The 11,058-nt window shown below is 70.0% G+C and carries 10 protein-coding genes; 7 read left to right on the top strand and 3 right to left on the bottom strand.

Translation table 11 applies throughout. From position 1 onward, the window contains the following. The first annotated feature begins 10 nt into the window (after window positions 1–10). From ACIBHY_RS26795 to ACIBHY_RS26765, 7 genes are all read left to right on the top strand, one after another. Window positions 11–559 carry a TetR/AcrR family transcriptional regulator gene (locus tag ACIBHY_RS26795; RefSeq protein WP_397308037.1) on the top strand — a complete coding sequence of 183 codons (549 nt, stop codon included), beginning with the start codon at window positions 11–13 and terminating at the stop codon, window positions 557–559. A 10-nt stretch (window positions 560–569) separates the two neighbouring features. After that, a complete protein-coding gene (locus tag ACIBHY_RS26790; protein WP_397308036.1) occupies window positions 570–1,403 on the top strand; it encodes a DUF72 domain-containing protein in 834 nt (277 codons plus the stop codon). A gap of 86 nt (window positions 1,404–1,489) precedes the next feature. Beyond that, entirely contained in the window at window positions 1,490–3,214 is a 1,725-nt protein-coding gene (locus tag ACIBHY_RS26785) for an alpha/beta hydrolase (RefSeq protein WP_397308035.1), read from the top strand. Then, on the top strand, window positions 3,211–3,693 hold the full coding sequence (locus tag ACIBHY_RS26780; protein ID WP_397308034.1) for a hypothetical protein: 483 nt from the start codon (window positions 3,211–3,213) through the stop codon (window positions 3,691–3,693). Before ACIBHY_RS26785 ends, ACIBHY_RS26780 begins: the two co-directional genes overlap by 4 nt. A 163-nt stretch (window positions 3,694–3,856) precedes the next feature. Then, window positions 3,857–4,453 (top strand): sulfite oxidase-like oxidoreductase, encoded by a 597-nt coding sequence (locus ACIBHY_RS26775; protein ID WP_397308033.1) that lies wholly within the window; start codon window positions 3,857–3,859, stop codon window positions 4,451–4,453. Then, complete coding sequence (locus tag ACIBHY_RS26770) at window positions 4,446–5,114, top strand: ferredoxin reductase (protein ID WP_397308032.1); 669 nt, start codon at window positions 4,446–4,448, stop codon at window positions 5,112–5,114. The genes ACIBHY_RS26775 and ACIBHY_RS26770 overlap by 8 nt, the downstream gene beginning before the upstream one ends. Then, entirely contained in the window at window positions 5,111–5,371 is a 261-nt protein-coding gene (locus tag ACIBHY_RS26765; protein ID WP_397244655.1) for a DUF6510 family protein, read from the top strand. The genes ACIBHY_RS26770 and ACIBHY_RS26765 overlap by 4 nt, the downstream gene beginning before the upstream one ends. On the opposite strand, the gene ACIBHY_RS26760 is transcribed toward ACIBHY_RS26765, so the two are convergent. From ACIBHY_RS26760 to ACIBHY_RS26750, 3 genes are read right to left on the bottom strand one after another with little or no spacing between them, the layout of a single operon-like run. Further along, the gene (locus tag ACIBHY_RS26760; protein ID WP_397308031.1) at window positions 5,368–9,039 is read right to left on the bottom strand and encodes a carbohydrate-binding protein; all 3,672 of its coding nucleotides are present in this window, start codon (window positions 9,037–9,039) and stop codon (window positions 5,368–5,370) included. The genes ACIBHY_RS26765 and ACIBHY_RS26760 overlap by 4 nt on opposite strands. Then, window positions 9,036–10,058 (bottom strand): Gfo/Idh/MocA family protein, encoded by a 1,023-nt coding sequence (locus ACIBHY_RS26755; protein ID WP_397308030.1) that lies wholly within the window; start codon window positions 10,056–10,058, stop codon window positions 9,036–9,038. The genes ACIBHY_RS26760 and ACIBHY_RS26755 overlap by 4 nt, the downstream gene beginning before the upstream one ends. After that, the gene (locus ACIBHY_RS26750; RefSeq protein ID WP_397308029.1) at window positions 10,055–11,041 is read right to left on the bottom strand and encodes a Gfo/Idh/MocA family protein; all 987 of its coding nucleotides are present in this window, start codon (window positions 11,039–11,041) and stop codon (window positions 10,055–10,057) included. Before ACIBHY_RS26750 ends, ACIBHY_RS26755 begins: the two co-directional genes overlap by 4 nt. Between the last annotated feature and the right edge of the window lie 17 nt (window positions 11,042–11,058).

Here is an 11,058-nt window from a genome sequence, read left to right as displayed (position 1 = left end):
CATACGCCGTATGGCAGTGAGCGCGCGGAGGGGTGCCCCTCTGACTCCGGAAGAGATCTACGCCGCGGCGTGGCGGCTGATCGACGCGGGCGGCGTGGAGGGGCTGTCCATGCGCAAGCTCGCCGCCGAGCTGGACGTCAACCCCATGTCGGTCTACCACCACGTCGAGAACAAGACGGCCCTGATCCACGAGCTCTGCCTCAGAACCGCCGCCCAGCTCGCGATGCCCCCCGACGACGGCTCGCCGTGGCAGGACCAGATGCGAGCGCTCGGCCACGCCTACCGGGAACTGGCCCACCGGCAGCCGTCGCTGTGGCGGTACGTGTTCAACAACCCCGAGGTGATGAGCAGACAGCAGGGCGGCTTGTGGGAGGTGCTCGACCGCCTCCTGCGCATGGCCGGCGTCCCGGACGAGGAACTGTCACGGACGGCCGAGATCCTCAGCTCGTTCGTCAGCGGCTTCATCTTCTCCGAGTCGACCGGCGGCGTCCGCCCCGACGCCTTCGACGACGCCGTCACCCTGCTGATCGGCGGCCTGGAAGCGTACCTGGACCGGTAACGTCGGACATATGGATCTACACGTGGGTTGCGCGATGTGGAGTCATGCCCGCTGGGGGCTTCCGCAGGGCGAGCGGCTCGGCGCCTACGCCTCCCGGTGCAACGCGGTCGAAGGCAACACCACCTTCTACGCCACGCCGTCCCGCGCCACCGTCGAGACCTGGGCGGCGCAGACCCCGGCCGACTTCCGCTTCGTGATCAAGCTGCCCAGGACGATCACCCACGAAGGCCGCCTCGGTGACGTCGGCGACCAGGTCCGCGCCTTCCTGCACGCGATCGAACCCCTCGGCCCCCGCGCCCACGCCCTGTGGGTGCAGCTGCCCGGCTCCTTCTCCCCGTCCGACCTGCGCGTGCTGGCCACGTTCCTGCGCCGCATGCCCGCCGCCTACCACTACGCGGTCGAGGTACGGCACCACGCCTTCTTCGACCACGCCCCGTCCATCGGGAACCTGGAGAGGATGCTGGGCGAGCTGGACGCCGAATGGGTGCCGTTCGACACCGTCACACTCTTCGAAACCCCGCCGACCAGCGACGCCGAGCGGGACGCGTGGACCAAGAAACCCCGTGTCCCCCGCCGCTCGCACGCCCTCACCGAACGCCCGATCGTCCGCTACCTCGGCCGAGACGACCCCGCCAGGACCGTCGAAGGCTGGCGGTTCTGGGTGGAGACGACCGCGGCCTGGCTGCGCGAAGGACGATCACCGACCGTCTTCGTCCACACCCCCGACAACGCCGAGGCACTGACCCTGGCCCGCCGCTTCCACGACGAGGTACGCGCCCAGCTCCCCCGCCTCGCCCCGCTGCCTGAGCCGGTGGCCGAAGAGCCGCCGCTCACCCTGTTCTGACCCGATCAGCCTCTTTTCGGGTCAGGCCTGGGCAAGCCGCTGACCGCCTGAAGAAGAGGCGCCCGGCCTGACATCCTGAGCCGGTCATGGCGGAGTACGCGGCGGCGCTGGCAGCCTTCCAACGAGTGACGGCACTGGCCATCGAACACCACGCCGCGCTGGACACCGCCGCCCGGCTGATGCACGCCCACGCCTGGGTCGGGGGCGGCGCCGCCGCGTTCACGACCGATCTCACCGGCCACCGGACCAGGCTCCAGTCCTCGCTGTCCGCCGCGATGCGCGCCCTGGGCGACCTGGTCGTACGGCAAGGCGGCCCGAACCCCACGACCCCCGCCCTGACCACCTCACCGACCGGCGCGAGCGCCCCGGCAGGCGCCTTCCGTGGAATCGACCCGCAGGCGATGAGCACGCTGGTGTCGGTCCTCGACCACGCGGGCCACACCCTCGCGTCGGCCGGTTCCCGCCTGGGATCCGAACTGGCCGGGCACGGCCTGTCCGCCCAGCCGGGCCACACCCTCGGCCAGGTGGCCGGCTGGTCCGCGGAAAGCGGCCGGGACCTGCGGCAGCGCCTGTCCCGCATCCAGCGATCCGTCCCCTGGAGCACGCTTCCCGCTGGGCTGGCGGCGTACGACCTGTTCGGCGCCCATGCGCCCGGCTCCGGTCAGGTCCGTCAGCTCCTGCACCGGGTCGCCGCCGGAGACGCCGGGGCGGTCCCAGCGCTGCTGGCCGTACAGGAGAGCGGACAGGACACAACCCTGGCCGCCCGCGTGAACGCCTGGTGGCACGCCCTGCCCGAAGACCCGCGGCCGACCACCCTCGCAGGCTTCGGCAACCTCAACGGCCTGCCCGCAGCCATCCGCGACCAGGCCAACCGCCACTGGCTGAGCGCCGAGAAGGCCCGCCTGGCCACAGAACTGAAGAAGTCGTTCGATCGCCCTGAGGACCTGGGCGGCTGGGAGAAGACCGCCAACCAGCTCCGCCGCCTGAACCTCATCGAAGAAGAGCTCCAGCCCCGCCCCGGCTACCCGAGCCCGCTGCTCCTCGCCTTCGACCTGACCGGCAACGGCAGACTGATCATCTCCTGGGGCGACCCCGACACCGCCGACATCACCGTGACCAACGTCTCCGGCCTCACTTCAGGGCTGGACGCCGCCCACGGCGACCTGGAACGCGCCCGAGCCCTCTGGCGCCAGGCAGCGGTGACCGGAGGCGGAAAATCCATAGCCTCCATCACCTGGCTGGGCTACGACGCACCCCAAATCGACCCCGGACTCTTCGATCCCGGCAAATCCGTAGCCTTCGAAGGCGCGGCCGCGAAGGGCGGCGCCGCCCTGGCCTCCTTCACCGACGGCCTGCGCGCCTCCCACCACCCATCCGGTACGGCCCGCTCCGTCGTCATCGGCCACAGCTACGGCTCCCTCACCAGCGGCCACGCCGCCACCCTGCGCCCGGGCCGCCTGGCCGACGACCTCATCCTGGTCGGCAGCCCCGGCGTCGGCGTCAACCACGCCCGCGAACTGGGCCTCGACCCAAAACACGTCTGGGTAGGCGAGGCCGGCGGCGACCCGGTAACCACACTGGGCAGCTTCGGAGCGGATCCAGGAGACGAGTCATTCGGCGCCCAACGCTTCCCCGTCGGCCGCAACGTATGGACCTCGGCCCACAGCAGCTACTGGGACCGGCACTCCGCCTCGATCCGAAACATGGGCCGCCTCATCAACGGGCAGTACGACGAACTCGATCAGCCCGAGCCACTCAGCAAAAGCCCGCAGCTCTTGATGCCCGAACTGGCGCCGGAGCAGAACAGGTGATCACCTTGCTGCGAATCCTCGCTTTCCTACCGGCCCTCCTCCTCGCAGGATGCACGATGAGCTCACCCACCATCAGCCAAGACCAGGCCACCACACGTGTTGAGCAGCTCATCCGTGACACCGCCGCTGCTCTCACTCCCACGCCCCGCCTCGAACTCATCCCGCATGATGCAGATGAGTGCGTGCATGAGAACGAGCCTCCGGGCAAGATCAGCGTCAGCCGTGCCTATTGGCTGCGCGGCATCCCCAAGAGCGCGAACATGGATATCGCGCGCCAGGTCCGCGCCTACTGGGAAGCTCAAGGGCATCGCATCGTCTCGACCGGCGGCCTGGACGTCGGTCATCCCAGCATCGGTGGCGAATCGCGGCCTGACGGCTTCATTCTCGCCCTGACCTGGGTAGCGGGAGACAACCTCTATCTGGCGTCCACCTCGACCTGCGTCTGGCCCAACGGAACACCGGAACAGCCCGCGCGGTAGGGGAGCAGTGGTGGATGGGAATCATCACCGGTGGTTCAGCCCGTCATTCGCTTCGCGAGTCCGCCTGCGTCAGTTGCCACGCGGACTGATGGCGTCCACGGATCTTGAATGGGGATTGGGGATACTGAGCGGGGGCGATGTTCCGGAGAGTGGGTGGTGAGGCATGGGGGTCTTTTCGCGGGGGTTTCGTGGTAAGCGGCGTCAGGATGATCGGCTTCCGCCTGGTCAGTATCTGACGGAGGATTTTCCGGTGTTGTCGGCCGGGCCCACTCCGCGGGTGCCGTTGGACGGGTGGGAGTTCGTCATTGACACCGAAGCCGAGGCGGTGCATCGGTGGACTTGGGAAGAATTGATGGGGCTGCCGGTCGAGACGCCCACCGTTGATATTCATTGCGTGACCACCTGGTCCAAGCTGGACACCACCTGGCAGGGTGTCTCGCTGGATGTGCTCTTCGAGGATGTCGAGACTGTCGCCGAGTATGCGCTGGTCCATTCCTATGGGGGCTACACGACCAACCTGCCGCTGGAGGATCTGCTGGATGGGAAGGCGTGGATCGTCCATCGCTTCGACGGGGAAGAACTGGAGCCTCGGCATGGAGGGCCGGCGCGGCTGCTGGTGCCGCATCTGTACTTCTGGAAGTCGGCCAAGTGGGTACGCGGCATCCGCCTGCTGAACCAGGACCATCCTGGCTTCTGGGAGACGGCCGGGTATCACAACTACGGCGATCCCTGGCGTGAGCAGCGGTACGCCGATGACTAAGTGGCGGCCCGCGCGGCTGGTCGAGGCGCGGGATGAGACGTCCAGCGCGCGGACCCTGATTTTCGATGTGCCCGGCTGGCCCGGTCACCTGGCGGGCCAGCACGTGGACGTGCGGCTGACCGCCGAAGACGGCTACACCGCCCGCCGCAGCTACTCCCTGGCCACCACCCAAGGCGTCGAGCTGACCGTGCAGCGCCTGGAGGACGGGGAGGTCTCGCCGTACCTCACCCAGATCATGAAGCCGGACGACCGGCTGGAGATCCGGGGGCCCGTCGGGGGCTGGTTCGTGTGGCGGCCGGAGGATCCGGCGCCGGTCCTGCTGGTCGCCGGTGGCGCCGGGATCGTGCCGCTCATGGCGATGGTCCGCACCCGCCGTACGGCGGGCGTGGCCACGCCGTTCCACCTGATCTACTCCCTTCGCTCGCCCGAGCAGCTCTACTACGCCGGCGAGCTGCGCGAACCCGATCCCGGCGTCGAGGTGTCGCTGGTGTACACCCGGGTGCGCGACAGCCGCCTCACCGCCGCCGATCTGCCGGGGCCGGGGCCTGACTGTTTCGTCTGCGGCCCGACCGGGTTCGTCGAGGCGGCGGCCGATCTGCTCGTGGGGCTCGGCCACGACCCCGCGCGTATCAAGACCGAGCGTTTTGGAGCGTCCTCATGAACCACCTCGACGGCAACGCGATGGCCGGACCGCTCAGCGAGATCTTCGCCGTCGACCTGTCGGAGGCCTCGGGTACGTGCGCCTCCTGCGGGCTGGTCGGTCCGGTCGCCGGTCTGCGGGTCTATGGGCCCGATCCGGGGCTGGTCGCCCGTTGCCCCGGGTGTGACGAGGTGGTGATGCGGCTGGTCCGCGGTCCGGAGGCGGCCTGGCTCGACCTGCGCGGGGCCGTCTCGCTGCGGATACCGCTCGGCTCCTAACTTCGGGTGGTCACTTCGGCCGACAGTCCGTCCGGCAGCAGCGCGCCGCCGGGCAGCACGGCCCGTACGGTGAACCGGTGCGTGGACCCGGGCACCAACGAGCCGATCTTGGCCTTGCCCTTCTTGACCCGTGTGATCTCGCGCTCGCCGTCGAAGACCGCGTACCCCTTGGCCGCCACCGTGGCCTGGGGCCACGACAGCTTGACCGAGGTCCGCTTGACCTTGTCCGCCTTCAGCGCGCTGCCCTCGGCCCAGGGCCGGGGTGACTCGACGATGAAGGCGTCCACGAGCGCGATCCGCCCGGTCTCGGAGAAGCGCTGCTTGTTCACCACGCGGATGGTGTGCTCGCCGGGCGTGAGCCCGGCCAGCCGGAAGACCCGCTGCTGCGCCAGCCGCCTGGGCCCGTTGCAGTCCACCGTGGCCTTGAGCTGTCCGTCGACGTAGATGTCCACGACGCCCATGTCGGTGAAGCGTTCTGTGAGGTAGCTGATGCCGGTGCCGGTGAAGGTCAGTTCGGCGTGGTCGCCGGTCTCGGTGGAGTAATGCACGTCGTCGTTGTGGTCGCCGACTCCCCGGCCGCGGTCCACGCCCCACTGGCCGGTGTAGCGCACCTGCGAGTCGTCGTTGACGTAGGTCAGGATCACCGAGGGATCGGTGACGGTGAGCTGGTAGCTGTCGGACACGCCTTCGTAGATGGCCGTGATCGTCGTGGTGCCCCAGGCGGCCGCGGTGACCGCGCCCTGCGCGTCCACCTTGGCGATCATCGGATCGGAGCTGGTGTAGACGACGCCCTCGGAGACGGGAGTACGGCTCCCGTCGGCGTTCACCGTCTGGGTGGTGACCTTGCCGGTCTGGCCCACCTTGAGTTCGGCGGCGCCGCTGGCGATCAACGCCTTGACGGCCGCGGTGCCCGCCGTCATGGAGAAGCGGTCGAGCAGCAGGCCGGAGTCCACGTCGGCGACGATGCGCAGGGTGTGGACCCCGGCGGTGAGCTTCACCCAGGTCGTGACCGGCTTGAACGCCCCGCCGGTGTCCGGTACGTGCACTTGTGAGCGGTCGCCGTCCACCTCGAAGCGGAAGGTGGCGGACTTGTCGGAGGCGGCGGTGAAGGCGACCTTGTACAGGCCCGTGTGGGGGACGAAGACGTTCTCGTAGCGCAGGTAGTCGTTCGTGCTGATGCGGCCGACCGCCTTGACCTGTCCACCGGGGCCGGGGTGCGAGCCGACGACGACGCCGGTGTCGTGGCCCTGCCAGGACCATTCCTGGCCGAGGTTCCACTGCATGGTGTAGTGCTCGGCCTCGATCGTCTGCGTGAAGGCCCGCTGCGCGTCCAGGCGCAGCCAGTTCCACACGGCGTTCGAGCTCGCCGCGGTCCACACGACCTTGACGGATCGGCTGCCCTTGGTGAGCGGGAGGACGAAGTCCTCGGTCCGCATCCGCTCGACGCCGCCGGTCGGACGCAGGCTGAGCTCGCCGGTGACGTCGGTGCCGTCCACCTCGACCCGGAACCTCAGCGGGGCGTCGTTGACGGTGGAGTAGCGCATCTGCAGCAGGTAGTCGCCGGTCGAGGGGATCTCGACGCCGTCGTAGCGCAGCCAGTCGCCGGTGTCGATCACCGAGACGCCGGGCGTGCCGTCGTCGTCGGCCGCGTCGGCGGCGGCGAGCCAGACGCCTTCCTGGGCGGCCGGCCGCTCGGCCTGGATGGTGCGCGATTCCGGGCGGTCGCGGGTGAAGCGCATCCAGTTGAGGAAGAACCAGCGACCGTCCTCGCGGATGATCTTGATGGTGTGGCGGCCGGCGGGCAGGGTGAGGCCGCGTTCGACGGTCCGGTAGACGTTGTAGCCGCCGGAGTCGGGCACGGTGATCGGGCCCAAGGCGTCCTTGCCGTCGATCTCGACGCGGAAGCGGTTGCCCGCCTCGGAGGAGACACGGAACTCGGCACGGTAGGTCCCGCCCTCGGGCACCACCACGTTGTCGTACTCGGCCCACTCGCCCGCCGCGTCCAGATAGAGCGCGCCGAAGCCGCCCTCGGGCGGCGCCTCGACGCCGTAGGCGCCCTGGGCGGCGGTGTAGTCCTCGTTCTCGACCTTGAACTGGGTGAGCGGCGCCGTGGTGACGGCCGGGCGGGTGGCGCCGGCGGCGACCTCGACGGTGCCGACCGGGTAGACCTTGCCCGACCCGTCCGGCATGGCCAGTTCGACGCGCGGCTCGCCGTCCTCGCCGAGCAGGGCGATGCCCACCTCGTACGCCCCCGCGGGCACCCCGGCCGGCAGGGTGAACGTCGAGCGGAGCTCACGAACGTCGCCCTTGAACCACCTGGTCTGGTCGAGCGAGCCGTCGGTGCCGCGCCACACCACCTCGCCGGTGGCCCGGTTGGTGAAACGCACCTCCAGCGGGTAACGCCGGGGGCTGAAGCCGACGCCGTTGTTGGTCCACGTGTGGTCGAGGGCGAACGTGCCGCCGGGCGCGACACGGGAGTCGTACGTCGCCGACGGCATGAGGAAGCGGTAGCCGGAGTAGCGCGCGAGCGTGGTGAACCACTCGCCGTAGGCCGTCTTCATGGCTTCCCAGTGCGTGAAGCTGGTGTTGTTGATGCCCTGCAGGTTGGAGCGGTAGTCCTCCAGCGCGTTCTTGACCACGAGCCGCGGGTTGTTCAGCATGATCCCGCTGTCCCAGCCGGCGCCCTCCGAGACCTGGATCATGTCGCGGCGGAGCTTGCGGTTGATCCAGACGCTCTCGCTGGTGGTGCTGTGGTTCATCCACGCGAACGCGCTGTTGACCGTGTCGGAGCGCAGGCCCCAGTTCTCGTTGCGGGCGGCGTGCTCGTAGCCGAAGGCGGCGTACCGCTTGGCCTGGGAGCCGGCGTCCGGGTCACTGGCGATCACGTCCGCGCCCGGGTTGGGCATCATGACCATCGTGCGGGTGAAGGCGTCGGCGTAGATATCGATGATCTTGCGCAGGGTGGTGGTGCGGGTCGTGCTGTCCGGCCAGGGGAAGTTCATGGCGTCGTTCCAGCCCGACCATTCGCCGAACAGGGAGAAGGCCCGCAGGTCCACCCACGCCATACCCGGGTTCGCGTCGTAGCGGGCGGCGAAGGCGCTGACCGCCTCCTTGAGCTCAGCCAGGTAGATCGGGTCGTGGTAGATCGGCTGCTTCGACTTGTAGATCGTGTTGTACGGCGCGAGCCGGAACCTCGCCCCCGCCTCGTCGAAGAGCCAGGCAGGCGGGTATTCGTAGGCGAAGACGCTCGGGTCGTTCTCGATGTCGGGCGCCTCCGACATCAGGAGCTGGAACTCGACGGTCTTGCCTTGCTCGACGATGCGCCGCATGAAGGCGTCGAGCCGGTCCCAGGTGAACTCGTCGTTCCTGGGCTCGAAGTCGGCCCAGGCGATCTGCAGCCGCACGATGTCCGCGTCGTCCGGGATCTTCTTGGTTCCCTGGACGAAGTCGGTGATCGCCGGGTCGTCGGTGAAGACCCAGCCCCGCTGCCCCGCGGGTTTGGGGGAGTTGATGTCGAAGGCGGTGCCCGTGTACGGGTTGCCGTGCAGGACTTGGTGGGTGTCGGTGAAGGTCACGGTGGTACGGCCGGCGTCCGCCGCGGCGGCGGCCGGGCTGATGGGCAGCACGAGTAAGGCGCAGGCGGCCACGCTGAGCAGGCGGCGGATCATCGGATCTCCACGGGCACGGAAGCGGACTCTGCGAGCGAGCGGTAGGCGGCCTCGACGAGCGCGACCGTCCGGTGGCCCGCATGGGCGTCCGGCTGACGGGCCTCACCTGAGCGCACCGCGTCGAGGAAGGCGCGGATCAACAGGTCGTCGAGCGGCGCGCCGTATCCCCGTGCGACTACGCCGCGGTCGTTCCAGCCGGTCAGGACGTCGGCGAAGGGCGCGATCTCGGCTATGCCCTCGGTGCCGATGACGGTGAGCGTGACCAGGTCGCCGCTGTTGGGCCGGCCCGGCGGGCGCGACCAGGAGCAGTCGATCGAGGCGATGACGCCGTCGCGGTAGCGCAGCGAGAGCAGTCCGGCGGTCTCGACCGGATTGCCGGGGTGGTTCAGCTCCGGGTTCGGGATGGTGTTGGCGATGGCGTACACCTCGACGGGGTCGTCGTCGAGCAGATCGGCGAGCAGGTCGGCCACATGCACGACATGGTCGGTGAGTGCGCCGCCGCCGCTGAGCGCGGCGTCGACGAACCATGAGCGCGTGGTGGGCACGCCGCCGCAGTTGGTGGCGGCGATCGAGACGATCCGGCCGAGGTCGCCGCGCCGTACCACCGCCCGGAGTTCCGCGTATGAGGGGGCGAAGCGGACCGGGAAGGCGGTCATGAGCACGGTGCCCGCGGCCCGGGCGGCCTCGATCATCGCGGCCGCGTCGGCGGCCGAGGTCGCCAGCGGCTTCTCGCAGAGCACGTGCGCGCCATGGGCGGAGGCTCGGGCCGCGAGGTCGCGGTGACGGGTGTTCTCGGCGCAGATCACCACGCCGTCGGGGCGCCAGGCCCAGAGTTCGTCCTCGGTGTCGAAGGAGGCGATGCCGAGCGATGCGGCGAGTTCGCGGCCGCCCGACTCCGCCGCCGGCCGTTCGGCGTGGCCGGGGTCGCAGGCGGCGACCTCGACGCCGTCGCTGCGGCGCAGCGCGGCGGCGTACTCGGTGGCGTGCAGGTGGGCGAAGGAGAGGATGGCGATTCTCATGCGGCGGAGGCCTCTTCCGTGGCGGGCTTGAGATCGATCGGCAGGCTCTCGGCGACCGAGCGCGCCACGGCGTCGGCGACGCGCATGGCCTGCAGGCCGTCGAGCGCGGTGACGCGCGGCGTGCCGCCGGTCGCGATCGCGTCGAGGAAGTCGCCGAGCTCGGCCCGGTAGGGGCTGGTCAGGGGGGAGAAGTCGGGCAGGATTCCCGCGTCTGCGGCGGCTTCGCCCTGGTAGCGGAAGGGGCGGCGCTCGTCGGAGTCGCCGTGCAGGACGCCGTGGGAGCCCGCGACCTCGAAGTGGGTGCGGAAGTCGATCGGGGCCGTGGTCCAGGTCGCGGTGAGCACCGAGATCGCGCCTGAGACGTGGGTCAGGAACGCCTGCGTGCTCTGGCTCCCGTCCACCGCGTGGGTGCGGGCGAAGACCCGTTCGACCTCGCCGCCGATCCAGCGGGAGACGTCGATGTCGTGGATCATCAGGTCGAGCAGCACGCCGCCGGACCGGTCCGCGTCGAGGTACCAGCCGCTGTGCGGGCTGCGGCCCTGGCGGGTGTGGCGCTGCACCGCGACCCGGCCCACGTCGCCGCGGGCGACCGCGGCCCTGAGCTCGGCGTACTCGGCGAAGTAGCGCACCACGTGCGCGGGGAAGAGCGGGACCCCGGCCTCGGCGAAGCGGGCCACGAGCTCCTCCGCCTCGCCGAGCGTGCGGGTCAGCGGCTTCTCGCACACCGTCGGCAGGCGGTGCTCCAACGCGGCCAGGGCCAGGTCGAAGTGGGTGTCGGTGGGGGTGCAGATGTCGACGACCGCGGCCGTGGCCAGCAGTTCGCCGAGCCCGGATGCCACCCGGCCGCCGCCGTGGCGGCGTACGAGCTGCTCCGCGTCGTCGGCGGGAGAATGGACCACGACGTCGTAGCCGAGGTCGAGCCAGGCCGGGAGGTGGGCGTTGGCGATGCCGCCGGCCCCGATGAGTCCGACCGTTCTGTGCATGGAGTGACCGTCCGTTT

It is taken from the genome of Nonomuraea sp. NPDC050547, from assembly GCF_044457345.1.
Classification (GTDB): Bacteria; Actinomycetota; Actinomycetes; order Streptosporangiales; family Streptosporangiaceae; genus Nonomuraea.
Note: the sequence above shows the minus strand (reverse complement) of the source record. Positions and strands in the feature narration are given on the sequence as shown.

Coding starts and splice junctions, on each gene's coding strand:
- ACIBHY_RS26760 (WP_397308031.1), bottom strand. CDS start 9,039: ATGATCCGCCGCCTGCTCAGCGTGGCCGCCTGCGCCTTACTCGTGCTG.
- ACIBHY_RS26750 (WP_397308029.1), bottom strand. CDS start 11,041: ATGCACAGAACGGTCGGACTCATCGGGGCCGGCGGCATCGCCAACGCC.
- ACIBHY_RS26765 (WP_397244655.1), top strand. CDS start 5,111: ATGAACCACCTCGACGGCAACGCGATGGCCGGACCGCTCAGCGAGATC.
- ACIBHY_RS26770 (WP_397308032.1), top strand. CDS start 4,446: ATGACTAAGTGGCGGCCCGCGCGGCTGGTCGAGGCGCGGGATGAGACG.
- ACIBHY_RS26795 (WP_397308037.1), top strand. CDS start 11: ATGGCAGTGAGCGCGCGGAGGGGTGCCCCTCTGACTCCGGAAGAGATC.
- ACIBHY_RS26755 (WP_397308030.1), bottom strand. CDS start 10,058: ATGAGAATCGCCATCCTCTCCTTCGCCCACCTGCACGCCACCGAGTAC.
- ACIBHY_RS26775 (WP_397308033.1), top strand. CDS start 3,857: ATGGGGGTCTTTTCGCGGGGGTTTCGTGGTAAGCGGCGTCAGGATGAT.
- ACIBHY_RS26790 (WP_397308036.1), top strand. CDS start 570: ATGGATCTACACGTGGGTTGCGCGATGTGGAGTCATGCCCGCTGGGGG.
- ACIBHY_RS26785 (WP_397308035.1), top strand. CDS start 1,490: ATGGCGGAGTACGCGGCGGCGCTGGCAGCCTTCCAACGAGTGACGGCA.